The organism is Streptomyces sp. NBC_00483 (genome assembly GCF_036013745.1).
Classification (GTDB): Bacteria; Actinomycetota; Actinomycetes; order Streptomycetales; family Streptomycetaceae; genus Streptomyces.
Map to the genome: position 1 here is coordinate 6,450,766 of NZ_CP107880.1, position 25,159 is coordinate 6,475,924.

Here is a 25,159-nt window from a genome sequence, read left to right on the forward strand (position 1 = left end):
GGTCTTGGCACTTGATGTGCTGAACGGCCGGGCGCGGGGGCACTCGCAGTCACGTGGGGTCGTCCCCGTGCCCGTTTCCGGACAGCCACCATCACCACAGATCAACGCCTTTCCCGAGGAGCTGTACGACATGAGCGCCGAAGCGCACGCAGGACTGGGCCCCAAGCTTGGTCAGATGCGCCAATCGTTCCGAGGGTGGCGCGGTCAGCGCCCGTTCTGGGGCGGTCTGCTGTCAATCCTCGGCGGCCTCCCGATCATGTACTTCCCGTACGCGAACCTCGCGATCGGCAATATGACGATCAAGATGGCGACCACGGCCGGTGCCGGTTCGCTCATCATCGGCGTCTTGCTGGTCGTGCTCGGCCTGACGATGTGGTTCCAGCCGCACTCCCGTGTGTTCGCGGGTGTCGCGGCGATTCTTCTCGCCCTGGTCTCCCTCGTGGTTTCGAACTTCGGCGGCTTCGTCATCGGTTTCCTGCTCGCCCTCGTCGGTGGCGGCCTCGGTATTTCCTGGGCGCCCGCGGAGCGGCAGGACGACTCGGCAGGGAAGGGCGGTGACCACGCCACGTCCTCCCAGGACGCGGCGCCGGTCGTGCCGCCGGTTGCGGGAGCCACCTATCAGGTCGCGGGCGTAAACGACGACGTGTCAGGGACGAGCCCGAACAACGGGACGAACGGGAGGCACCGTGCCGGCTGACGAGGTGCACCACGAGGGCTCCGCTGAGCCCCGTGCGAGAACCGGGCCGCGGCATGCGGCGCGGCGGCATGCGGCACCAAAGAAGCATCTCTTCACCAAGATTCACATGCCTGCGGGCAAGGCGGTGGCGATCGCGGCCATGCCCACGGCCGTGCTCATGGGACTTGGTCTGACGCCGACGCTCGCGTCGGCCAAGGACAACCCGACGAAGTTCTCCGTCGACGACTACAAGGCGTGCGCCGACGCCGTCGACGCGAACAAGGACGACGGGTCCGACGAGGCCAAGGACAAGGCCAAGGAGTCGGCGAAGCCGACCCCGACGCCGTCCGCCTCGGCCTCCAAGGACAGCTCCGCGGAGAAGAAGGAGAAGGCGACCCCGACTCCTTCGCCGTCCGCCTCCGAGTCCACGGACTCCGAAGACAAGGATGCGGCCACGCCGTCGCCCTCGGCTTCGGAGACCAAGAACCCCCTGGACCCGCTGGGCGTCGGCGACGCCCTGAAGAAGGCGTTCACGCCCGACGACAAGGAGTCGGAGAGCGCGACTCCTTCGCCGTCGGCGTCGGAATCCTCCGGCGGCCTGCTCGGTGGCACCACCGACAAGGTGGACGACACGGTCAAGGACACGACCGGGTCGGTCAAGGACACCACCGACAAGCTCGGCGACACGGTCAAGGACACCACCGACAAGGTCAAGGACACGACCGACAAGGTGGGGGACGCGGCCAAGGACGCGACCAAGAACGTGGGCAACCCGCAGGGCTCCGGCGATGTGCCGGAGAACTGTCCGGCGGCCACGGACGCGTCGGGCGCCGACGAGGACACCCCGGCCCAGCTCCCGGACAAGTCCTGGAAGCTGCAGGCCAGTTCGCTCCTGCTCAAGGGCGCGGACTACAAGGGCCTTGTGGATGTCCGGATGGCCGACGGGTCGACCAAGCGCGTCATGAAGTACGTCATCTCCAAGGGCACGGACATCGGTGATCTGCACCAGATCGCCCCGGGCCCGAACGGGAAGTTCTTCCACATCCGTTCGGACAAGGGCTCCACGTCCACCATCCGCGACGGGCAGACGACGATGTACACGGAGGAGATCTCGGGCAATCTGTTCGGGCTCGTTCCGCTGACGTTCAACGCCAAGAACCCGCCGCCGCTCAACCTGCCGACCCTGTTCTTCACGAACGTCAAGGTCACGCAGGCCTCGCAGTTCGGCGGGACCCTGCACGTGCCCGGTCTGCACACCACGGTCGAGGACAGCTGACCGTAGTCACAAGGCCCGTTCGGGAGCCGCACATGACAAAGGGCGCCCCCCTCAAGGGGGCGCCCTTTGTCATGCGCTCGGGCCGAAGGCCGAAGGCGGTGTGGCGGCGCGTCAGTCGCGCTCGCCGCCGCCCAGGTGGTGCACCCGGACCATGTTGGTGGTGCCGGGGACGCCGGGGGGCGAGCCGGCCGTCATGACCACGGTGTCGCCGTCGTTGAAGCGGTTGAGCTTCACCAGCTCGGCGTCGACGAGGTCGACCATCGCGTCCGTGGAGTCCACGTGCGGGACGACGTGCGCCTCGACGCCCCAGCTCAGCGAGAGCTGGTTGCGGGTCTCGTCGTCCGTGGTGAACGCCAGGATCGGCTGGGTCGCGCGGTAGCGGGAGAGCCGGCGGGCCGTGTCACCGGACTTGGTGAAGGCGACCAGCGCCTCGCCGCCCAGGAAGTCCGCGATCTCGCACGCGGCACGGGCCACCGAACCACCCTGCGTACGCGGCTTCTTGCCGGGCACGAGCGGCTGCAGGCCCTTGGAGAGCAGCTCCTCCTCGGCCGCCGTGACGATCTTCGACATCGTCTTGACGGTCTCGATCGGGTAGGCGCCGACCGAGGACTCGGCGGACAGCATGACCGCGTCGGCACCGTCGAGGATCGCGTTCGCGACGTCGGAGGCCTCGGCGCGCGTGGGGCGCGAGTTGGTGATCATCGACTCCATCATCTGGGTCGCGACGATCACCGGCTTGGCGTTGCGGCGGCACATCTCCACGAGGCGCTTCTGCACCATCGGGACCTTCTCGAGCGGGTACTCGACGGCGAGGTCGCCACGGGCCACCATGATCCAGTCGAACGCCGCGACGACGCCCTCCATGTTGGCGACGGCCTGCGGCTTCTCGACCTTGGCGCCGACGGGGACGCGACGCCCCTCCTCGTCCATGATCTTGTGGACGTCCTTGACGTCGTTGGCGTCGCGCACGAAGGACAGGGCGACCATGTCGCAGCCCATCTTCAGGGCGAAGCGCAGGTCCTCGATGTCCTTCTCGGAAAGGGCCGGGACGTTCACCGCCGCGCCGGGCAGGTTGATGCCCTTGTGGTCGGAGATGACACCGCCCTCGATGACGACCGTCTTCACGCGCGGGCCGTCGACCTCGACGACGCGCAGCTCGACGTTGCCGTCATTGATCAGGACCTGGTCGCCCTTGGAGACGTCGCCGGGCAGACCCTTGTAGGTCGTACCGCAGATCGACTTGTCACCGGGAACGTCCTCGGTGGTGATGGTGAACTCGTCACCGCGCACCAGCTCGACGGGGCCCTCGGCGAAGGTCTCCAGGCGGATCTTCGGGCCCTGGAGGTCGGCGAGCACACCCACGGCGCGGCCCGTCTTCTTGGCGGCGGCGCGAACACGGTCGTAGCGACCCTGGTGTTCGGCGTGGGTGCCGTGGCTGAAGTTGAATCGGGCCACATTCATGCCGGCCTCGATCAGCGAGACGAGCTGCTCTTCGGAGTCGACGGCGGGGCCCAGTGTGCAGACGATTTTGGAACGGCGCATGGGGGCGATCCTATCGGTTTGTTTCGCTACGGAATATTCCGTCTGGTGGAATCTACAAATGGGCGGGCGGGCGCTCAGTCGTTGCGGTTCTGGACCAGTGCGTAGGTCTGCTGCGCGATCTCCAGCTCCTCGTCGGTCGGCACCACTGCCACGGCCACACGGGCGTATTCGGGGGAGATGAGCCGCGGTTCGTCGGAACGTACGGAATTGAGCTCGCCGTCGACCGCGAGGCCCAGCTCCTCCAGGCCCGCGACCGCAGCCTCGCGCACCGGCGCCGCGTTCTCGCCGACCCCGGCCGTGAACGCGATCGCGTCCACCCGGCCGAGCACCGCGTAGTAGGAGCCGATGTACTTCTTCAGACGGTGCACGTAGATGTCGAAGGCGAGCTTCGCCTCCTCGTCGCCCTCGTCGATGCGGCGACGGATCTCCCGCATGTCGTTGTCCCCGCACAGCCCGATCAGGCCGGACTTCTTGTTGAGCAGATCGTCGATCTCGTCCGCCGACATCTTGCCCACCCGCATCAGATGGAAGATGACGGCCGGGTCGACATCTCCCGAACGCGTACCCATCACGAGCCCCTCAAGCGGGGTGAGACCCATCGACGTCTCGACGCACTGCCCGCCGCGGACCGCCGAGGCGGAGGCGCCGTTGCCCAGGTGCAGCACGATGACGTTGACGTCCTCCGGCCGCTTGCCGAGGAGCGCGGCCGTCTTGCGGGAGACGTACGCGTGCGAGGTGCCGTGGAAGCCGTAGCGCTGGACGCGGTGCTCGTCGGCGGTCTTCACGTCGATCGCGTAGCGCGAGGCCGACTCCGGCATCGTCGTGTGGAACGCCGTGTCGAAGACGGCGACCTGCGGGAGGTCCGGGCGCAGGGCCTGGGCGGTGCGGATGCCGGTCAGGTTCGCCGGGTTGTGCAGCGGCGCCACCGGGATGAGCCGCTCCACCTCCTTGAGCACCGCGTCGTCGATCACGGTCGGCTGCGTGAACAGCTTGCCGCCGTGCACCACGCGGTGGCCGATCGCGGCCAGCTCGGGGGAGTCCAGGCCGAGCCCGTCCTCGGTCAGTTCCGCGGCGACCGCCTTGAGCGCCTCTTCGTGGTCGGCGATCGGCCGGTTCTGCTCACGGCTCTCGCCGCCGCCGGTGAGCGGCGTGTGCTTGAGGCGGGAGGTCTCCTCGCCGATCCGCTCGACCAGGCCCACGGCGAGGCGGGAGTGATCCGCCATGTCGAGGAGCTGGTACTTCACCGACGAGGAGCCGGAGTTGAGGACGAGGATGCGGGTGGCACTCACGGATGCTGCTTTCGGTGGGGGTTCGTGGGGGAGCTCAGTTGGCGGGCGTCTGCGCCTGGATCGCCGTGATGACGACCGTGTTGACGATGTCCTGCACGAGCGCGCCGCGGGACAGGTCGTTGACCGGCTTGCGCAGGCCCTGAAGGACCGGGCCGACGGCGATCGCACCGGCCGAGCGCTGCACGGCCTTGTACGTGTTGTTGCCGGTGTTGAGGTCGGGGAAGATCAGCACGCTGGCCTGGCCCGCGACCTCGGAGTCGGGCAGCTTGGTGGCCGCGACGGTCGGCTCGACGGCGGCGTCGTACTGGATCGGCCCCTCGATCTTCAGGTCGGGGCGGGCCTCCTTGACGATCTCCGTGGCCTCGCGGACCTTGTCGACGTCGGCGCCGGAGCCCGAGGTGCCGGTGGAGTACGACAGCATCGCGATCCGCGGCTCGACGCCGAACCGGGCGGCGGTGCCGGCCGACTGCGTGGCGATGTCGGCGAGCTGCTGGGCGTTCGGGTCCGGGTTGACGGCGCAGTCGCCGTAGACGAGGACCTTGTCGGCCAGGCACATGAAGAAGACCGAGGAGACGATCGCGGCCTCCGGCTTGGTCTTGATGATCTCGAAGGCGGGCCGGATCGTGGCGGCCGTGGAGTGCACGGAGCCGGAGACCATGCCGTCGGCGAGGCCCTCCTGGACCATGAGCGTGCCGAAGTAGTTCACGTCGGCGACTACGTCGTGGGCCAGCTCCGGGGTTACGCCCTTGTGGGCGCGCAGCGCCGCGTAGGCGTCGGCGAAGCGTTCCCGCAGCGCCGAGGTCTGCGGGTCGATGATGTCGCTGTCGGCGAGGTCGACGCCGAGGTCGGCGGCCTTCTTGCGGATCTGCTCGACCGGGCCGAGCAGGGTGAGGTCGCAGACGCCGCGGCGCAGGAGCACGTCGGCGGCGCGCAGCACGCGCTCCTCGGTGCCCTCGGGCAGCACGACGCGGCGCTTGTCCGAGCGGGCCTGCTCCAGGAGCTTGTGCTCGAACATCATCGGCGTGAGGCGGTCGGAGGACGGCGCCTGGATGGTCTTCAGCAGGCCCGCCGTGTCGACGTACTTCTCGAAGACGCCGAGGGCGGTCTCCGCCTTGCGCGGCGTCGCCGCGTTCAACTTGCCTTCCATGGCGAAGAGTTCGGCTGCCGTGGGGAAGGAGCCGCCGGCCACCGCGATGACCGGGGTGCCGGGCGCGAGGCGCTCGGAGAGCTTGAGGATCGCCTCGCCGGGCCGCTCGTTCAGGGTCAGGATCACGCCCGCGATCGGCGGGGTCCCTGCACTGTGCGCGGCGAGCGCGCCGACGACCAGGTCCGCGCGGTCGCCGGGCGTGACGACCATGCAGCCGGGGGTCAGGGCGTTGAGGAAGTTCGGCAGCATGGCGCCGCCGAAGACGAAGTCGAGGGCGTCGCGGGCGAGGCCCGAGTCGTCGCCGAGCAGCACCTTGCCGCCCAGTGCGTGGGTGATCTGGGCGACGGTCGGCGCGGCGAGCGCCGGCTCGTCGGGCAGTACGTAGCAGGGGACCGGCAGCCGCCCCGCGAGCCGCTCGTTCACGTCGTCCCGGTCGGCCGGAGCCACGCGGTTGACGACCATCGCGAGGACGTCGCAGCCGAGGCCGTCGTAGGCGCGGTAGGCGTTGCGGGCCTCGGCGCGGACCGATTCCTCCGTCTGCTTCTTGCCGCCGACGACCGGGATCACGGAGGCGCCGAACTCGTTGGCGAGGCGGGCGTTGAGGGCCAGCTCGTCCGGGAGCTGGGTGTCGGCGAAGTCGGTGCCGAGCACGAGCACGACGTCGAAGTCGCGGGCCACCTGGTGGAAGCGGTCGACCAGGCGCGAGACCAGCTCGTCCGTACCCTGCTCGGCCTGGATCGCGGAGGCCTCGTGGTAGTCGAGGCCGTACACCGTCGCCGGGTCCTGCGACAGCCGATAACGGGATCGCAGCAGGTCGAAGAGCCGGTCGGGGCCGTCGTGGACGAGCGGACGGAATACCCCCACCCGGTCGACCTGGCGGGTCAGGAGCTCCATGACCCCCAGCTCCACGACCTGGCGGCCGTCGCCGCGATCGATCCCGGTCACGTACACGCTGCGCGTCACGCGTGCTCTCCGTTTCCCTCGTGGTTCTTCTCGGTGTGGTGCTTCTCGTCGAACCCGACTTTTACGGGTCGATTCGGTCTCTTTCGGTTCAAAAAAAGGCGCGCAATGGAAGCCGTGCCCCCTTGACAATACCTCTGGCGGTGGTTAAGTCGCCCGCCGGACAGAAGGCCTTTTCCCCTGGGTCCAAGTGCCCATGGAACCCCTGCCGAAGCTCCCTGCACAGTCGAGCGCGAGCGCGTCGCCCCCAAGAGCGTGGAACAATCGACATCGCTCACCGACGTACCAGTAGCGAGCAGGAGACACAGCACGATGCGTATCGGAGTTCTCACCGCAGGCGGCGACTGCCCTGGCCTGAACGCCGTGATCCGGTCGGTCGTGCACCGCGCCGTCACGCACTACGGCGACGAGGTGCTCGGTTTCGAGGACGGCTACGCGGGTCTGCTCGACGGGCGCTACCGCCCGCTCGATCTGAACGCGGTCAGCGGCATCCTCGCCCGTGGCGGCACCATTCTCGGCTCCTCCCGCCTGGAGCGCGACCGTTTCCGCGCGGCCTGCGAGAACGCCAAGCAGCTCGCCGAGGAGATCGGTTTCGACGCCCTCATCCCGATCGGCGGCGAGGGCACGCTGACGGCGGCCCGCATGCTGTCCGACGCGGGCCTGCCGGTCGTCGGCGTACCGAAGACGATCGACAACGACATCTCCTCCACCGACCGCACCTTCGGCTTCGACACCGCCGTCGGTGTCGCCACCGAGGCGATCGACCGGCTCAAGACGACCGCCGAGTCGCACCAGCGCGTCATGGTCGTCGAGGTCATGGGCCGGCACGCGGGCTGGATCGCCCTGGAGTCCGGCATGGCGGGCGGCGCCCACGGCATCTGCCTGCCCGAGCGGCCCTTCGACCCGGCCGACCTGGTCAAGATGGTCGAGCAGCGGTTCGCGAACGGCAAGAAGTTCGCCGTCATCTGTGTCGCCGAGGGCGCTCACCCCGCCGAGGGCACCATGGACTACGGCACGGGCGCGATCGACCAGTTCGGCCACGAGCGCTTCCAGGGCATCGGCACCGCGCTCTCCTACGAGCTGGAGAGCCGCCTCGGCAAGGAGGCCCGCCCGGTCATCCTCGGCCATGTGCAGCGCGGCGGCACCCCCACCGCGTACGACCGCGTGCTCGCCACCCGGTTCGGCTGGCACGCCATGGAGGCCGTGCACCGCGGCGAGTTCGGCAAGATGACGGCGCTGTACGGCACCGACATCGCGATGGTGCCGCTCGCGGAGGCGGTCACCGAGCTGAAGACGGTCCCGAAGGACCGGATGGACGAGGCGGAGTCGGTCTTCTAGGCCCGCGGTACAGCCCTTACGGATGACGGATCCTGGACCAGAACTCGTCCAGGATCCGCTCCAGGAACTGCCGCCCCGCGTCCCCCGACCCGGAGGACATGCCACCGCCCCAGCTCAGCGTGGCGGCCATCAGCGCCTGGTACTCCAGGTGCATCTCGTGCAGTACGTCCTCCAGCTCGCGGCGCTGCACCGGCACGAGCCGGGAGATCGGCCGCACCGAGCCCTGCCAGCGCGTCCGCGCCGCGTCCCGCAGCAGCTCCGCGAGGTGCGCGTCCCGCCCGGTCACGGTCGCGAGCGCGCGCGGGGTGAGCCGCAGCGTCTCGGCGAGCGCCGTCGACTGCCGGTCGTTGCCCTGCCAGTCGCCGGTCTCCTCCATCCGCAGATACGAGTGGATCTCCAGGCCCACGGAGCGGGCCACGTCCTCGGGGGCGAGCCCCAGCGCGAGCCGGTACTCGCGCAAGGTCCGCGGAACACCGATGAGTTCGCTCGGTGAGCACCACAACGCCCCGGCGAGCGCGGTGAGTTCACCGGACGTCGGGGCGCCTTCGCCGCGTTCCCAGGCGATGACGATCTCCGGCGTGATGTGGGCGATCCCGAACGAGGCGCGCATGCCGTACGCGACGTGCCCCGGCGCCATCCCGAGCGCTTCTCGCAGGCGCCGGGCGGCGGGGGCGTTGAACGGTGGTGTCGGCTGGTTGGGCGTGGCGTGGGGCTGCACGGCCACAAAGTAGGGGGTCACGGGGCGTTTGGCTACGGTCTGTGCGTCCTGCGTGACAACTTGGTACCTGTTGACGGAACTTGTGGCCCACCCGCCTCATGCACATGAACGAGACGGATCACCCCTTCACCGCGCCGCCCAGCGCGAAACCGCCGCCGAAGCGCCGCGACACCAGGACGTACAGCAGCACCACGGGCGTCGAGTAGATGATGGAGAACGCGGCGAGCTGCCCGTACACGACGGTGCCCCGGTTGCCGAAGAAGTCGTTGATGCTGACCGAGGCCGGCATCTGGTCGGGGGAGAGCAGCAGCATGAACGGGACGAAGAAGTTCCCCCACATCATCGCGAACGAGTAGACGGTGACGACGGCGACGCCGGGCCCCATCAGCGGCAGCACGATCCGCACAAGACCCTGGAAGGTGTTCGCGCCGTCCGTCCAGGCCGCCTCCTCCAGCTCCTTCGGTACGCCGTCCATGAAGTTCTTCATCAGCCATACGGCGAACGGGAGTTGGGACGCCGCGAAGAAGTAGATCGTGCCCGCCATGGTGTCGATCAGGTTCACCTGGACGAACAGCGCGTACACCGGGACCATGACCGCCGTGATCGGCAGACAGGTCGCGAACAGCGTCGTCGTGAGGAACGGGTTGTTCAGGCGCGAGCGGTAGCGGGAGAGCGGATACGCGGCGAGCGCGGCGCAGCCGACCGTGAGGGCCGTCGCGCAGCCGCACAGGATCAGCGAGTTGAGCAGCGGCGTGAAGGTGACGTCGGGCTTCAGGACGTCGTCGAAATTGCCGAACGTCAGCTGCGAGGGCCACTTCACCCGCAGATTCGCGTCCGCGTCGACCGACGACAGGACGACCCAGGCGAGCGGCAGCACGAAGGTGAGCGCGACGAGGAGCAGCGCCGCGTCCGCCGAAAGTCGTCTACGGATACGGGTCTTCACCCGTCTACGGATACGGGTCTTCACTCAGTCCTCCGTACGCAGCAGACGCATATAGACCAGCGAGAACAGGGAGCCGACCACGAGCAGCAGCAGCGCGACCGCGGTGCCGTAGCCGATCATGCTCTTCTGGAAGGCCTGCTCGTACATGAACAGGGGCAGGGTCTGGCTGTCGTTGCCGGGCCCGCCGCGGGTCATCACCCAGATCAGCCCGAAGACCGACAGGGTCTGCAGGGTGTTCAGCATCAGGTTCGTGCCGATGGAGCGGCGGATCATCGGCAGCGTGATGTGCCACAGCCGCTGCCAGGCGTTCGCGCCGTCCACCTGGGCGGACTCGGTGACCTCCGTGGGGATCTCGGCGAGCGCCGCCGAGTACACGAGCATCGAGAAGGCGGTGCCGCGCCACACGTTCGCGAACGACACGGCCAGGATGGGGAGCGTGAACAGCCAGTTCTGGTGCGGGAGTTGGAGCCAGTCGAGGATCGCGTTGAGGGTGCCCTCGCGGCGGAAGAAGGCGTACATCAGGAAGCCCGCGACGACCTCCGGCAGCACCCACGCCGTCACCACGACGGCCCCGGTGATGGTCCTGACCGGCTTCGACGCGCGCTGCATCAGTGCCGCGAGCGCGAGCCCCAGCGTGTTCTGGCCGACGATCGACGACAGGAACGTGAAGACGAGCGTCAGCCAGACGGCGTTCAGGAACGCGGGGTCCTTGAACGCCGCCGTGAAGTTGTCGAAGCCGACGAAGGACGACTCCGCCTGCCCGGTGAGCTGAAGATCGGTGAAGGCGATATAGGCGCAGTACGCGATCGGCCCCGCGAGGAAGAGGGCCATGAGGATGGTCGCGGGGGCGATCGGTACGAGCCGGAAGGCGGTTCTGCGACGGTTCACTGTGGCGGGACCCTCTCCCTGAACTCCCGTACGGCTAAGGCTTCTTGACAACCTTCCCGTCCGACGCCGTCTTCACCTGCTCGTCGTACGTCGATGCCGCCTTGTCGACCGAGGCGTCCCCGGTCGTCACCGACTCCATCGCCTCCTGGATCGCCGTGGAGACCTTCGGGTACGCGGGGTAGGCCGGGCGGTAGTGGGTGCTCGCCACCAGGTCGGTGAAGAACTTGATGCCGGGCTGCGCCTTCACGTACGCGGGGTCGGCGGCCACGTCCTTGCGGACCGCGATGCCGGAGTTGGCGATGTACCAGCGCTTCGCGTTCTCCTTGGTCTGCATCGTCTTGATGAAGTCGAAGGCGAGGTCGGGGTTGGCGGACTTGGCCGGGATCGCCCAGGTCCAGCCGCCGGACATGGAGACCTTGCCGGGCGCCTGGCCTTCTTGCGTCGGCATGTGGGCGAGGCCGAGCTTCTGCGACCACTCGGGCCACTCGTGCCCGCTGCCCTTGATCCAGTCCTGCGGCAGCCAGGAGCCGTCGAGGTTGATGCCGAGCTTGCCCTCGGGCAGCAGCTCACCGCGCACCTGCGTGGGGAAGTTCGGGTCGAGGGAGTCGGAGACCTCGGGGCCGAGCTTCTCCTTGGAGACCGTCTCCACGAATTTCAGGCTGTCCTTGAACGCCTTCGAGCCTGTGACCCACTTGCCCGTGGTCTTGTCGTAGAGCGGGTCCGCGGAGCCGGCCCCGGTCCCGTACAGGAGCATCTGGAAGCCCTGCATCGTCGAGGCCTCGCCGGCCGGCTTTCCGGTGTAGACGTTCAGCGGGGTGACGCCGGGGACCTTCTGCTTGATGGTGCGGGCGGCGTCCAGGACCTCGTCCCAGTTCTTCGGCTGCCAGGGCACCTTGATGCCGGCCTTCTTCAGGATCGCCTTGTCGTACCAGAGGCCGCGGGTGTCGGTGCCGTCCGGGACGCCGTACGTCTTCCCGTCCCGCGCCTTCGCCGCGGTCTTCGCCGTGCCGATGAACTGGCCCCAGTCCGACCACTTCCCCAGGTAGGGGTCGAGGGGCTTCAGATAGCCGCTGGCGATGTCGGAGTTGATGAGGAAGGTGTCCTCGTAGACGAGGTCGGGGGCCGTCCTGGGGGAGCGCAGCATCTGCTGGAGCTTGGTGTAGTACTCCGCGTCCGGCGCCTTGATCGGGACGAACTTCACCTTCTTGCCGGGATGCGCCTTCTCGAACTTCTTCTTCATCGCGGCCAGGTAGTCGTCCATGACCTTGACCTTGTTGTCCGTGGACTGCTTGAAGGACACCTTGATGGTGTCCGAGTCGCTTCCGGAGCCGCCGCCGCACGCGGTGAGCGTGGCGGCGGCCAGGAGGACGGTGGCGGTGAGGAGCGGGGCGGTGGGGCGCACGGGCACGACCTCCTACGGAGCATCGCGGGCTTCGTTGCCTCGCGGGGCTGCCCGTGAACGTAAGGGCGGTGCCGATCAGGGTCAATGGGTGTGCGACGGAGCGAGTTCCGGATTTCGCTACTTAGGTAAGGCTAAGCTAAGTTAATCTTCGGGTGGCGTCGCAACGCCCCCTTCCGCGAAGGAGATTGACGCAGCATGCCTCGAATCACGCCCAGGATCCGCCGTTCCGCGGCCGTCGCCGTGGCCCTCGTCGCGGGCGCCGCGACGGCCCCCGCCGCGCACGCCGACACCCACGCCGCCGAATCCACCTCCGCCCCCGCCCCCGTCACCAAAGGCCTCTACCAGTCGGCGTACTCGGAGCGGAATCACGCTCTGTGGACCACGTCCGCGGTGGGCCGTCCACCGGTGACCACCTCGGCGCTGACCAGGCTCGACCCGGTCACGCTCAAGGTCGAGGCGACGTACACGCCGCCGGTCACCGACGCCTCCACCGGCGCCGTCGAGGCGGTCTACGGCATCGCGGTCGACGACGAGCACAACACGGTGTGGGTCACCAACACCCGCAACAACTCGGTCGCCGTCTACAGCCAGCGCAACGGCGCCCACCTCGCCACGCTGCCGAACGTCGCCCACGCCCGCGAGGTCGTGGTGGACGAGAAGCGCGACACCGTGTGGGCGAGCGGCTTCGGCGACGGCAGCGTCGTGGGCTTCGACAGCCGCACGTTCAAGGAGAAGAAGCGCGTCACCGTCGAGGGCGCGGGCCCGACCGGCCTCACCGTCAACGAGCGCACCGGCACGGTCTACGCCGCCGACATGACCAACGACCAACTCATCGAGGTCACGCGGAAATCCACGAAGCCGCGGCTCGTCCCGGCCGGTGACGGTCCCCTCTCCGTGGCCCTCTCGAAGAACGGCCGCACCGCCTACACCGCCGACAACACCGCGGGCACCGTCTCCGTCGTCGACCTGGACAAGGGCCTGGTCACCAAGTCGGTGCCGACGGGCGCGGGCACGCTGTCCGTGGCCGCCGACGACCGCTCCGGCAAGGTCGTCGCCGTCAACCGCACCGACGCGACCGCCACCGTCGTCGACCCGCGGTCCGGGGCCGTCGTCAAGTCCGTGACCACGGGGGCCAACCCCAACCACGTCGAGATCGCGCGCGGCACGGCGTACGTGGTGGACAAGTCGGGCACGGGGCCGGCGGGCGAGGACGTGCTGACGCGCTTCCGCGTCCGCTAGTTCTCCTGGTTGCAGCTTTCCTGGTTGCCCGGCTCGGCTACTTCCAGGTGTAGACGAGCTCCGGGCGGCCCACCTGCCCGTACTGCGGGCTGCGCACGGCCCGCCCGGAGTCGACCAGGTGCTCCAGATACCGGCGGGCCGTGATCCGCGAGATGCCCACCGTCTCCGCGGCGGCCGCCGCCGTCAGGCCCTCGGGCGCTTCACGCAGTGTGTGCGTGACCCGCTCGAGGGTGGGCGCGCTCAGCCCCTTGGGCAGCGCGGCGGGCGCCGGCGAGCGGAGGGTCGCGATCGCCCGGTCGACCTCGTCCTGCCCGGACGCCTCGCCGGTCGTCGCGCGGTACTCGGCGTAGCGCACCAGGCGGTCCCGCAGCGTCGCGAACGTGAACGGCTTCAGCACGTACTGCACGACCCCGAGCGACACCCCCTCCCGGACCACCGCGAGATCGCGCGCGGACGTGACCGCGACGACGTCCGCCTGATGCCCGGCCGCGCGCAGCGAGCGGGCGAGCGAGAGCCCGTGGCCGTCCGGCAGGTGCAGGTCGAGCAGGAGCAGGTCCACGGGGTTGCGGTCCAGGAACCGCCTGGCCTGCGCCGCCGAGTGCACCTTGCCCACGGCCGTGAAGCCGGGGACCCGGCCGACGTACAGCGCGTGCGCGTCCGCAGCGACGGGGTCGTCTTCGACGACGAGGACCCGGATGCTGCGGTCGAGGTCACTCATGGGGTCCTCTTCCTACGGTTCCGACATTTCCGGCCTCGCCACTTCTGGCCCCGTCGGCGGCTCCGCCAATTTCAGCCCCGCCGGCGATTGAGGCGCGGGGTCCGGGGCAGAGCCCCGCGGCCGTAACCCCGTCCGGGGCTGGGGACTCGGGGCTCTGCCCCGGACCCCGCGCCTCAATCGCCGCAGGGGCTTGATTTGGCGGCACCGCAGCAATCGGAACCCGCACCGTGAACTCCGCCCCGCCGTCCGCCGACCGCCCAAGGTCCAACACCCCACCACACCGGGCAAGGGCCTGCCGCACAAGCGCCAGACCGAGCCCCCGCCCACCCGCCCCGGAGGGCTTCGGCTTCGTCGACCAGCCACGCTCAAAGACGGAGTCGACATGCGCCGGGTCGACCCCCGGCCCCGTGTCGGCCACCCGCAACAACAGGACGTCGTCCTCGGTCCGCGCCGTGACCGTGACCCGCGCGCCGGGCGCCCCCTGCGCCGCGTCCACCGCATTGTCGACGAGGTTGCCCAGCACGGTGACCAGATCACGCGCGGGCAGCACCTGCGGCAGCAGCCCGTCGTCGATCCGCGTATCGGCCGACACCACCAACTCCACACCGTGCTCATTGGCCTGCGCCGCCTTGCCGAGCAGCAGGGCGGCCAGCACCGGCTCGTGCACCGCGCCCACGACCTGATCGGTCAGCGCCTGCGCCAGCTCCAGCTCGGCGGTCGCGAAATCCACTGCCTCGTCCGCCCGCCCCAGCTCGATCAGCGAGACGACCGTGTGCAGCCGGTTCGCCGCCTCGTGCGCCTGCGACCTGAGCGCCCGCGTGAACCCCCGCTCGGAGTCCAACTCGCCCATCACGGCCTGCAGTTCGGTGTGGTCCCTGAGAGTCACGACCGTGCCGCGCCGATCCCCGCTCGCCACCGGCGACGTATTCACCACCACGACACGGTCGACCGTCAGATGCACCTCGTCGACCCGCGGCTCGGCGGCCAGCAGCGCACCGGTGAGCGGCGCGGGCAGCCCGAGCTCGGCGACGGACCGCCCGACGGCGTCATCCCCTTCCGCGACACCGAGCAGCACCCGCGCCCCGTCGTTCATGAGCGCGATCCGCCGCTGCCCGTCCAGCATCACGAGCCCCTCGCGCACGGCGTGCAGCGCGGCCTGGTGATAGGCGTGCATCCGGCTCAGCTCGGTCGCGTTCATCCCGTGGGTGTGCCGACGTAGACGAGCGTTTATGACGTACGTACCAATACCCCCGAGCACCAGCGCGGCGAGCGCGACCCCCGCCACGGCAAGGACCTGTCCCTGCGCCTGAGCGGTGATGACATCGATCGTGATGCCCGCGCTGACGAGCCCGACGACCCGGTGCCGCCCCTCGTCGTACACGGGCGTGACCACCCGCACCGAGGGCCCCAGCGTCCCCGTGTACGTCTCCGAGAACGTGTGCCCCTTCAAAGCCGGCCCGATGTGCCCGAGGTAGCGCTCCCCGATCTGCCGCTCGTCGGGATGCGTCCAGCGGATTCCGTCCGGATCCATGATCGTCACGAAGTCGACGCCGGTGTGCCGCTGCACCTCGCGCGCGTACGGCTGAAGGCGCACGGTCGGATCCTGCGCGCCGGAGGCCGCCTCACGCACGGACCGCGCGTCGGCGACGGCCCGCGCCGTGGCCGTGGCCTGGCGCCGCGCGCTGCTCTCCGCCTGCCCCCGGTCACTCACATACGTAAAGAGCGCACACCCCGCCACCACGACGGCCACCAGCACGACCTGCATCGCGAAGAGCTGGCCCGCCAGGCTGCGGGGACGGGGGAGACGCATGCGGAACAGTCTGCCTCTTCGTATAAGCACGAACTAAATGAACGGAAGGGTGACGGTCCTCACCGGGGGGAGAGATAGTCGCCAGGATTCGCAGGACGTGAGCCGCACGACCTGGTACGCCGACGTCGTCGTCAGGAGGAACCGTGGCCGATACAGAGACCGCGAAACCAGCCGCACCAGCGAAGCGGGACCGCACTCACTATCTCTACATCGCCGTGATCGTGGCCGTGCTGCTCGGTATCGCAGTCGGCTTCGCCGCGCCCGACTTCGCCAAGGAACTGAAGCCCATCGGTACGGGCTTCGTGAACCTGATCAAGATGATGATCTCGCCCATCATCTTCTGCACGATCGTCCTGGGCGTCGGCTCCGTACGGAAGGCCGCGAAGATCGGCAAGGTCGGCGGCCTCGCCCTCGGCTACTTCATCGTGATGTCGGTCGTGGCCCTCGCCATCGGCCTGCTCGTCGGCAACTTCCTGCACCCCGGCGACGGCATGCACCTCACCGAGGCCGTGAAGGGCGCGGGCCACACGGCGGCCGCAGAGGCCAACGAGGGCCCCGTCGACTTCATCCTCGGCATCATCCCGACGACGATGGTCTCCGCCTTCACCGGCGACTCGGTCCTCCAGACCCTGCTCGTCGCGCTGCTCGTCGGCTTCGCCCTCCAGGCCATGGGCCGCTCCGGCGAGCCGGTCCTGCGCGGCGTCGAGCACATCCAGAAGCTCGTCTTCCGCGTCCTCGGCATGATCATGTGGGCCGCCCCGGTCGGCGCCTTCGGCGCGATGGCCGCGGTCATCGGCGAAACGGGCGTCGACGCCCTCAAGGCCCTCGCCACGATCATGGTCGGCTTCTACGTCACCTGCGCCCTGTTCGTCGGCATCGTGCTGGCGGCGATCATGCGCCTGGCGACGGGCTTCAACATCTTCATGCTGCTGAAGTACCTGGGCCGGGAGTTCCTGCTCATCCTCTCGACCTCCTCCTCCGAGTCGGCGCTGCCGCGCCTGATCGCGAAGATGGAGCACCTGGGCGTGAGCCGCCCGGTCGTCGGCATCACCGTCCCGACCGGATACTCCTTCAACCTCGACGGCACCATGATCTACCTGACCATGGCGTCCCTCTTCATCTCCGACGCCATGGACCAGCCGATGTCCGTCGGCCAGCAGATCGGCCTGCTCCTCTTCATGATGATCGCGTCGAAGGGCGCGGCGGGCGTCTCCGGATCCGGCATCGCGGTCCTCGCCTCGGGCCTCCAGTCCCACAAGCCGGGCCTGGTCGACGGCGTCGGCCTGATCATCGGCATCGACCGCTTCATGAGCGAGGCCCGCGCCCTCACCAACTTCGCGGGCAACGCGGTGGCCACGCTGCTCATCGGCACGTGGACCGGAGAGGTCGACCGGGACCGCGTGAAGAAGGTCCTCGCCGGCGAGCTGCCCTTCGACGAGCGCACGCTGCTCGACTCCGGTGCCTCCTCGGACGCCTCCGACACCGACTCGGACGTTCCGACGCCGCGCGACGGCGGAGCGAAGGAGCCGGTCGGAGCCTGACCTCTCAGCGCCTCCGTAGGAGCGGGGCCCGGTGCGATGCGTCGCACCGGGCCCCGCTTTTGTGCCGCAGGGGCAGGTGGCGTAGAGTCCTTCGAGTTGCCCACAGGGCGGCACCTCCAACCACCTGCACGATCTCCCAACCGGGATTCTATTCGGCGTGCCCGAATTCAATTCCGAACCCCCGATTCGCTCGGGGGCCGGGAATCCGCTAAAGTCTCACTCGTCGGAACGGCCCAACAGCCGCGAAGACAAGCCCCGCTGACTGGGAATCAGGCCCGAAAGGATCTGATAGAGTCGGACTCGCCGGAAAGCCGAAAGGCCGGAAAGCGAAGAGCAAGACCAGCAAGACCCCGAGGAAATCGGCCGGTGAAACGGTCTGATAGAGTCGGAAACACGAAATACCGAAGGGAAGCGCCCGGAGGAAAGCCCGAGAGGGTGAGTACAAAGGAAGCGTCCGTTCCTTGAGAACTCAACAGCGTGCCAAAAATCAACGCCAGATATGTTGATACCCCGTCTCCAGCATCTGCTGGGGCGAGGTTCCTTTGAAAAGTCCTGCAGGCCTTCGGGTCGGCAGGCGCACAGCGAGGACGCTGTGAACGGTCGGATTATTCCTCCGACTGTTCCGCTCTCGTGGTGTCACCCCGATTACGGGGAAACATTCACGGAGAGTTTGATCCTGGCTCAGGACGAACGCTGGCGGCGTGCTTAACACATGCAAGTCGAACGATGAAGCCCTTCGGGGTGGATTAGTGGCGAACGGGTGAGTAACACGTGGGCAATCTGCCCTTCACTCTGGGACAAGCCTTGGAAACGAGGTCTAATACCGGATAACACTCCCATTCTCCTGGATGGGGGTTAAAAGCTCCGGCGGTGAAGGATGAGCCCGCGGCCTATCAGCTTGTTGGTGAGGTAATGGCTCACCAAGGCGACGACGGGTAGCCGGCCTGAGAGGGCGACCGGCCACACTGGGACTGAGACACGGCCCAGACTCCTACGGGAGGCAGCAGTGGGGAATATTGCACAATGGGCGAAAGCCTGATGCAGCGACGCCGCGTGAGGGATGACGGCCTTCGGGTTGTAAACCTCTTTCAGCAGGGAAGAAGCGAAAGTGACGGTACCTGCAGAAGAAGCGCCGGCTAACTACGTGCCAGCAGCCGCGGTAATACGTAGGGCGCAAGCGTTGTCCGGAATTATTGGGCGTAAAGAGCTCGTAGGCGGCTTGTCACGTCGATTGTGAAAGCTCGGGGCTTAACCCCGAGTCTGCAGTCGATACGGGCTAGCTAGAGTGTGGTAGGGGAGATCGGAATTCCTGGTGTAGCGGTGAAATGCGCAGATATCAGGAGGAACACCGGTGGCGAAGGCGGATCTCTGGGCCATTACTGACGCTGAGGAGCGAAAGCGTGGGGAGCGAACAGGATTAGATACCCTGGTAGTCCACGCCGTAAACGGTGGGCACTAGGTGTGGGCAACATTCCACGTTGTCCGCGCCGCAGCTAACGCATTAAGTGCCCCGCCTGGGGAGTACGGCCGCAAGGCTAAAACTCAAAGGAATTGACGGGGGCCCGCACAAGCAGCGGAGCATGTGGCTTAATTCGACGCAACGCGAAGAACCTTACCAAGGCTTGACATACACCGGAAACGTCTGGAGACAGGCGCCCCCTTGTGGTCGGTGTACAGGTGGTGCATGGCTGTCGTCAGCTCGTGTCGTGAGATGTTGGGTTAAGTCCCGCAACGAGCGCAACCCTTGTTCTGTGTTGCCAGCATGCCCTTCGGGGTGATGGGGACTCACAGGAGACCGCCGGGGTCAACTCGGAGGAAGGTGGGGACGACGTCAAGTCATCATGCCCCTTATGTCTTGGGCTGCACACGTGCTACAATGGCCGATACAATGAGCTGCGATACCGCAAGGTGGAGCGAATCTCAAAAAGTCGGTCTCAGTTCGGATTGGGGTCTGCAACTCGACCCCATGAAGTTGGAGTTGCTAGTAATCGCAGATCAGCATTGCTGCGGTGAATACGTTCCCGGGCCTTGTACACACCGCCCGTCACGTCACGAAAGTCGGTAACACCCGAAGCCGGTGGCCCAACCCCTTGTGGGAGGGAGCTGTCGAAGGTGGGACTGGCGATTGGGACGAAGTCGTAACAAGGTAGCCGTACCGGAAGGTGCGGCTGGATCACCTCCTTTCTAAGGAGCACTTCTTACCGAGTCCTTCGGGACGAGGTCAGAGGCCACTACGTCGGCAAACGTTCGACGGTGGTTGCTCATGGGTGGAACGTTGATTATTCGGCACCGTCAGTCATCTCGGGCTGCAAGTACTGCTCTTCGGAGCGTGGAAAGCTGATCACGAGTGGCGAGGGTGTCGGGCACGCTGTTGGGTATCTGAAGGTACGGCCGTAACGGTCGCCTTCAGTGCCGGCCCCGGTAAAAATCCGCTTCGGTGGGTTGTGACGGGTGGTTGGTCGTTGTTTGAGAACTGCACAGTGGACGCGAGCATCTGTGGCCAAGTTTTTAAGGGCGCACGGTGGATGCCTTGGCACCAGGAACCGATGAAGGACGTGGGAGGCCACGATAGTCCCCGGGGAGTCGTCAACCAGGCTTTGATCCGGGGGTTTCCGAATGGGGAAACCCGGCAGTCGTCATGGGCTGTCACCCGCTGCTGAATATATAGGCAGTGTGGAGGGAACGCGGGGAAGTGAAACATCTCAGTACCCGCAGGAAGAGAAAACAACCGTGATTCCGGGAGTAGTGGCGAGCGAAACTGGATGAGGCCAAACCGTATACGTGTGAGACCCGGCAGGGGTTGCGTGTGCGGGGTTGTGGGATCTCTCTTTACGGTCTGCCGGCCGTGAGACGAGTAAGAAACCGTTGATGTAGGCGAAGGACATGCGAAAGGTCCGGCGTAGAGGGTAAGACCCCCGTAGTCGAAACATTAACGGCTCGTTTGAGAGACACCCAAGTAGCACGGGGCCCGAGAAATCCTGTGTGAATCTGGCGGGACCACCCGTTAAGCCTAAATATTCCCTGGTGACCGATAGCGGATAGTACCGTGAGGGAATGGTGAAAAGTACCGCGGGAGCGGAGTGAAATAGTACCTGAAACCGTGTGCCTACAAGCCGTGGGAGCGTCGCGCATTGAGTTTACTCAATGCGTCGTGACTGCGTGCCTTTTGAAGAATGAGCCTGCGAGTTTGCGGTGTGTTGCGAGGTTAACCCGTGTGGGGAAGCCGTAGCGAAAGCGAGTCCGAATAGGGCGATTTAGTAGCGCGCTCAAGACCCGAAGCGGAGTGATCTAGCCATGGGCAGGTTGAAGCGGAGGTAAGACTTCGTGGAGGACCGAACCCACCAGGGTTGAAAACCTGGGGGATGACCTGTGGTTAGGGGTGAAAGGCCAATCAAACTCCGTGATAGCTGGTTCTCCCCGAAATGCATTTAGGTGCAGCGTCGTGTGTTTCTTGCCGGAGGTAGAGCACTGGATAGGCGATGGGCCCTACCGGGTTACTGACCTTAGCCAAACTCCGAATGCCGGTAAGTGAGAGCACGGCAGTGAGACTGTGGGGGATAAGCTCCATGGTCGAGAGGGAAACAGCCCAGAGCATCGACTAAGGCCCCTAAGCGTACGCTAAGTGGGAAAGGATGTGGAGTCGCAGAGACAACCAGGAGGTTGGCTTAGAAGCAGCCACCCTTGAAAGAGTGCGTAATAGCTCACTGGTCAAGTGATTCCGCGCCGACAATGTAGCGGGGCTCAAGCGTACCGCCGAAGTCGTGTCATTCATGCAACAGGGCCAACGCCTGTATGGATGGGTAGGGGAGCGTCGTGTGCCGGGTGAAGCAGCACCGGAAGGTAGTTGTGGACGGTTCACGAGTGAGAATGCAGGCATGAGTAGCGATACACACGTGAGAAACGTGTGCGCCGATTGACTAAGGGTTCCTGGGTCAAGCTGATCTGCCCAGGGTAAGTCGGGACCTAAGGCGAGGCCGACAGGCGTAGTCGATGGATAACCGGTTGATATTCCGGTACCCGCTGTGACGCGAAAGACATCGAATCCAGTGATGCTAAGGCCGTGAAGCCGTTCCGGACCCTTCGGGGAATGGAAAGTGGTGGAGCCGCCGGCCCAAGCTGGTAGTAGGTGAGCGATGGGGTGACGCAGGAAGGTAGTCCAGCCCGGGCGATGGTAGTCCCGGGGTAAGGGTGTAGGGCGCTGTCTAGGTAAATCCGGACAGCTTGTGCCTGAGACCTGATGCCGAGCCGATTGTGGTGAAGTGGATGATCCTATGCTGTCGAGAAAAGCCTCTAGCGAGTTTCATGGCGGCCCGTACCCTAAACCGACTCAGGTGGTCAGGTAGAGAATACCGAGGCGTTCGGGTGAACTATGGTTAAGGAACTCGGCAAAATGCCCCCGTAACTTCGGGAGAAGGGGGGCCATTCCTGGTGATTGGACTTGCTCCATGAGCTGGGGGTGGCCGCAGAGACCAGCGAGAAGCGACTGTTTACTAAAAACACAGGTCCGTGCGAAGCCGTAAGGCGATGTATACGGACTGACGCCTGCCCGGTGCTGGAACGTTAAGGGGACCGGTTAGTCACATTTCGGTGTGGCGAAGCTGAGAACTTAAGCGCCAGTAAACGGCGGTGGTAACTATAACCATCCTAAGGTAGCGAAATTCCTTGTCGGGTAAGTTCCGACCTGCACGAATGGCGTAACGACTTCTCGACTGTCTCAACCATAGGCCCGGTGAAATTGCACTACGAGTAAAGATGCTCGTTTCGCGCAGAAGGACGGAAAGACCCCGGGACCTTTACTATAGTTTGATATTGGTGTTCGGTTCGGCTTGTGTAGGATAGGTGGGAGACTTTGAAGCGGCCACGCCAGTGGTTGTGGAGTCGTCGTTGAAATACCACTCTGGTCGTGCTGGATGTCTAACCTGGGTCCGTGATCCGGATCAGGGACAGTGTCTGATGGGTAGTTTAACTGGGGCGGTTGCCTCCCAAAGAGTAACGGAGGCGCCCAAAGGTTCCCTCAGCCTGGTTGGTAATCAGGTGTTGAGTGTAAGTGCACAAGGGAGCTTGACTGTGAGACCGACGGGTCGAGCAGGGACGAAAGTCGGGACTAGTGATCCGGCGGTGGCTTGTGGAAGCGCCGTCGCTCAACGGATAAAAGGTACCCCGGGGATAACAGGCTGATCTTCCCCAAGAGTCCATATCGACGGGATGGTTTGGCACCTCGATGTCGGCTCGTCGCATCCTGGGGCTGGAGTCGGTCCCAAGGGTTGGGCTGTTCGCCCATTAAAGCGGTACGCGAGCTGGGTTTAGAACGTCGTGAGACAGTTCGGTCCCTATCCTCTGTGCGCGTAGGAATATTGAGAAGGGCTGTCCCTAGTACGAGAGGACCGGGACGGACGAACCTCTGGTGTGCCAGTTGTCCTGCCAAGGGCATGGCTGGTTGGCTACGTTCGGAAAGGATAACCGCTGAAAGCATCTAAGCGGGAAGCCTGCTTCGAGATGAGTATTCCCACCCCCTTTGAGGGGTTAAGGCTCCCAGTAGACGACTGGGTTGATAGGCCGGATCTGGAAGCACCGCAAGGTGTGGAGGTGACCGGTACTAATAGGCCGAGGGCTTGTCCTCAGTTGCTCGCGTCCACTGTGTTGGTTCTGAAACCACGAACAACCCCGTATGTCGGGCCACGACTACGGTGCGGTTGACAGTTTCATAGTGTTTCGGTGGTCATAGCGTGAGGGAAACGCCCGGTTACATTCCGAACCCGGAAGCTAAGCCTCACAGCGCCGATGGTACTGCAGGGGGGACCCTGTGGGAGAGTAGGACGCCGCCGAACTATTTTTATAGAAAAGCCCCGGACCGGGATACGGTCCGGGGCTTTTCTGCGTTTCAGGCTTTTTTCTACTGCGTGGAAATCCTGAGGCAGATCCGCAATTCCTCGACTGCCTCCGGAGCCCCGGTGACCCGCACCTGTGAGGTCTCGTCAGCGCCCGCGCGGTTCCACAGATCGCGGAGCAGTGCCTCAGGCGTGCCGCTCAGGATGGCGTCCGGGGAGCCTGTGGCTGTGCCGGCCTCGACCGTGAAGGCGGGATCGGGTCCCGTACGGATCCGCCACGTCGCGCCGTGCTCGGCCTCCGCGCGTACCTCGTACGTCCGGCCCGGGGACGCGGCCAGTGGCTCCCGGAAATAGTCGGACCACTCGGTGACCGCGTAGGCCGTGAACACCTTCAGGAGTTCGTCGATCCCGTCGACGGCGAGGTCGTCCGGGACGGGGGAGATCGGCCCGCCCGCCGCGAGTTCGGCGTCGATGCGATGGATGACCGTCTCCTGCGCCATGCGGCGGATCCAGAAGCCGACGGTCTGGTCCGGGGCGTACCACGTGCCCGACGGATCCTCCGGCGCGTGTGCTGCGAGGGCCGTCCGCAGTTCGGCGTAGGCGCGGTCCAGGAGGGCGAACGGTTCCTCGTCGGCAGTGCCTTTCGGCGGCCACTCCGGTTCGGTGCCCGGAGCGGCCGCCAGTACGGCCTGCGTCTTGTGTGCGTAGACCTGCCCGACGTGGTGCACCAGGTCGGTGACGGTCCAGTCGGGGCAGCTCGGCACCTGTGCCGTCGGGGCCGGCGTGGCGGCGCCCCTCAGCCGCTCGAAGTCGGCGGCCAGGCAGTCGAGATACCGGGCGACGGACAAGGGTGTGCCTGCATCGTGGCTCATGGACGCAACGTAGCGGCAGGCACTGACAATCGGCCGGGGATTTACGGGCCCGGACGGAAGGTCAGGAGGACTCGCGCTCCACCGGCAGCCACAGTTCCGCGTCCGCCGTCTTGCCGTCCGGGGACATGCGCGTACGCAGGATCTCCGGGCCGGGGCGGGTGCGGTACGGGTTGGCGGGGAACCACTCCGTGTACACCGTCGCCCAGAGTGCCTGGATGGCCTCCGGGGCCGGGCCAGAGGTGGTGAAGACCGCCCAGGTGCCGGCGGGGACGGGGAGCACGGTGGCGTCCTCGGGGGTCGGGGCGTCCGGGCCGGCCACGACCCCGTGGTAGTAGTCGAGTTCGCTGCCCTCGGCGCGGCCGGGGTCCAGGTCGTCGCAGACCGCGACGATGCCCTCGGGGGCCTCGCCGGAGCCCTTCGAGAGCTGTTCCAGGGCCGAGACGGTTTCGGGCGGGACGGACCGGACGAAGTCGATGATCGCCTGGTTCGGGCCCGAGTACACCAGGGGTACCCGGGCCTTCGGTCCGACGACGCTGAAGTCGGGGCGGTCCACTACGCGGTAGCGCATGCTGCTGTTCCCTTCGACGGTGAGCCGGAAGGAGAGGCGGGGCTGGGAGACCAGTGCCGGTTTTGTTCGGCGGGCCTCGCCGGGGCCGACACCGTGCAGGGCACGGAATGCCCGGGCGAACGCCTCGCCCGAGCCGTACCCGTAGCGCACGGCGATGGTCAGGAGCGACTCCTGGTCGGCGAGGACCTCGGCGCCCGCCACCGTGAGCCGGCGCCGCCGGACGTACTCCGACAGCGGCATGCCCGCGAGCGCCGAGAACATCCGGCGCAGGTGGTACTCGGACGTGGTGGCGATGCGCGCCAGTTCCGCGATGTCCAGGGGCTCGTCGAGGCGCTGCTCGATGTGGTCCATGACCTGGTTGAGCCGGTCCAGCAACCCGACCCCTCCTTCCGGTTCCTGCTGTT

16 protein-coding genes and 3 rRNA genes are annotated in these 25,159 nt (G+C 66.5%); 8 read left to right on the top strand and 11 right to left on the bottom strand.

The window, feature by feature from the left end; genetic code table 11:
• Window positions 1-130 precede the first annotated feature (130 nt).
• Together OHA73_RS29090 and OHA73_RS29095 are read left to right on the top strand one after the other, a co-directional pair.
• A complete protein-coding gene (locus OHA73_RS29090; protein WP_266714225.1) occupies window positions 131-697 on the top strand; it encodes a DUF6114 domain-containing protein in 567 nt (188 codons plus the stop codon).
• Between the two features lie 106 nt (window positions 698-803).
• Window positions 804-1,952, top strand: a complete 1,149-nt coding sequence (locus OHA73_RS29095; protein WP_323179582.1) for a hypothetical protein — start codon at window positions 804-806, stop codon at window positions 1,950-1,952.
• A gap of 111 nt (window positions 1,953-2,063) precedes the next feature.
• Here OHA73_RS29095 and pyk read toward each other — a convergent pair whose 3' ends face one another.
• From pyk to pta, 3 genes are all read right to left on the bottom strand, one after another.
• A complete protein-coding gene (pyk, locus tag OHA73_RS29100; protein ID WP_267069199.1) occupies window positions 2,064-3,494 on the bottom strand; it encodes a pyruvate kinase in 1,431 nt (476 codons plus the stop codon).
• Window positions 3,495-3,568: 74 nt separating this feature from the next.
• Entirely contained in the window at window positions 3,569-4,783 is a 1,215-nt protein-coding gene (locus OHA73_RS29105) for an acetate kinase (protein WP_266714231.1), read from the bottom strand.
• A 34-nt stretch (window positions 4,784-4,817) separates the two neighbouring features.
• Entirely contained in the window at window positions 4,818-6,893 is a 2,076-nt protein-coding gene (gene pta, locus OHA73_RS29110) for a phosphate acetyltransferase (RefSeq protein ID WP_327656504.1), read from the bottom strand.
• 309 nt (window positions 6,894-7,202) lie between these two features.
• Between pta and OHA73_RS29115 the strand changes: the two genes are divergently transcribed.
• Complete coding sequence (locus OHA73_RS29115; protein WP_266714235.1) at window positions 7,203-8,228, top strand: ATP-dependent 6-phosphofructokinase; 1,026 nt, start codon at window positions 7,203-7,205, stop codon at window positions 8,226-8,228.
• Window positions 8,229-8,244: 16 nt separating this feature from the next.
• On the opposite strand, the gene OHA73_RS29120 is transcribed toward OHA73_RS29115, so the two are convergent.
• From OHA73_RS29120 to OHA73_RS29135, 4 genes are all read right to left on the bottom strand, one after another.
• Window positions 8,245-8,967 carry a helix-turn-helix domain-containing protein gene (locus OHA73_RS29120; protein ID WP_266714237.1) on the bottom strand — a complete coding sequence of 241 codons (723 nt, stop codon included), beginning with the start codon at window positions 8,965-8,967 and terminating at the stop codon, window positions 8,245-8,247.
• A 97-nt stretch (window positions 8,968-9,064) separates the two neighbouring features.
• Window positions 9,065-9,913 (bottom strand): carbohydrate ABC transporter permease, encoded by an 849-nt coding sequence (locus tag OHA73_RS29125; RefSeq protein ID WP_267069197.1) that lies wholly within the window; start codon window positions 9,911-9,913, stop codon window positions 9,065-9,067.
• Window positions 9,914-10,720 carry a carbohydrate ABC transporter permease gene (locus OHA73_RS29130; protein WP_266718881.1) on the bottom strand — a complete coding sequence of 269 codons (807 nt, stop codon included), beginning with the start codon at window positions 10,718-10,720 and terminating at the stop codon, window positions 9,914-9,916. It abuts the gene before it with no gap.
• Between the two features lie 91 nt (window positions 10,721-10,811).
• Complete coding sequence (locus OHA73_RS29135) at window positions 10,812-12,179, bottom strand: ABC transporter substrate-binding protein (RefSeq protein ID WP_327656505.1); 1,368 nt, start codon at window positions 12,177-12,179, stop codon at window positions 10,812-10,814.
• 195 nt (window positions 12,180-12,374) lie between these two features.
• Here OHA73_RS29135 and OHA73_RS29140 point away from each other — a divergent pair, with 195 nt between their 5' ends.
• The gene (locus tag OHA73_RS29140) at window positions 12,375-13,418 is read left to right on the top strand and encodes a YncE family protein (protein WP_327656506.1); all 1,044 of its coding nucleotides are present in this window, start codon (window positions 12,375-12,377) and stop codon (window positions 13,416-13,418) included.
• A gap of 37 nt (window positions 13,419-13,455) precedes the next feature.
• Here OHA73_RS29140 and OHA73_RS29145 read toward each other — a convergent pair whose 3' ends face one another.
• Both OHA73_RS29145 and OHA73_RS29150 read right to left on the bottom strand, forming a co-directional pair.
• Window positions 13,456-14,136 carry a response regulator gene (locus OHA73_RS29145; RefSeq protein WP_266714245.1) on the bottom strand — a complete coding sequence of 227 codons (681 nt, stop codon included), beginning with the start codon at window positions 14,134-14,136 and terminating at the stop codon, window positions 13,456-13,458.
• Window positions 14,129-15,946 carry a sensor histidine kinase gene (locus tag OHA73_RS29150; RefSeq protein ID WP_327656507.1) on the bottom strand — a complete coding sequence of 606 codons (1,818 nt, stop codon included), beginning with the start codon at window positions 15,944-15,946 and terminating at the stop codon, window positions 14,129-14,131. The genes OHA73_RS29145 and OHA73_RS29150 overlap by 8 nt, the downstream gene beginning before the upstream one ends.
• A 143-nt stretch (window positions 15,947-16,089) precedes the next feature.
• Here OHA73_RS29150 and OHA73_RS29155 point away from each other — a divergent pair, with 143 nt between their 5' ends.
• From OHA73_RS29155 to rrf, 4 genes are all read left to right on the top strand, one after another.
• Window positions 16,090-17,487: a cation:dicarboxylate symporter family transporter gene (locus OHA73_RS29155; protein ID WP_443063140.1), complete on the top strand. Its 1,398-nt coding sequence runs from the start codon at window positions 16,090-16,092 to the stop codon at window positions 17,485-17,487.
• A 658-nt stretch (window positions 17,488-18,145) separates the two neighbouring features.
• Window positions 18,146-19,671, top strand: a 16S ribosomal RNA gene (locus tag OHA73_RS29160).
• A gap of 314 nt (window positions 19,672-19,985) precedes the next feature.
• Window positions 19,986-23,107: ribosomal RNA gene (locus OHA73_RS29165) — 23S ribosomal RNA — on the top strand.
• 91 nt (window positions 23,108-23,198) lie between these two features.
• A 5S ribosomal RNA gene (gene rrf / locus OHA73_RS29170) occupies window positions 23,199-23,315 on the top strand.
• Together the 16S, 23S and 5S rRNA genes form the textbook arrangement of a ribosomal RNA operon.
• 65 nt (window positions 23,316-23,380) lie before the next feature.
• On the opposite strand, the gene OHA73_RS29175 is transcribed toward rrf, so the two are convergent.
• Together OHA73_RS29175 and OHA73_RS29180 are read right to left on the bottom strand one after the other, a co-directional pair.
• Window positions 23,381-24,187 carry a maleylpyruvate isomerase family mycothiol-dependent enzyme gene (locus tag OHA73_RS29175; protein WP_327656508.1) on the bottom strand — a complete coding sequence of 269 codons (807 nt, stop codon included), beginning with the start codon at window positions 24,185-24,187 and terminating at the stop codon, window positions 23,381-23,383.
• Window positions 24,188-24,248: 61 nt separating this feature from the next.
• Window positions 24,249-25,130 (bottom strand): AraC family transcriptional regulator, encoded by an 882-nt coding sequence (locus tag OHA73_RS29180; protein ID WP_327656509.1) that lies wholly within the window; start codon window positions 25,128-25,130, stop codon window positions 24,249-24,251.
• Window positions 25,131-25,159: the final 29 nt, after the last annotated feature.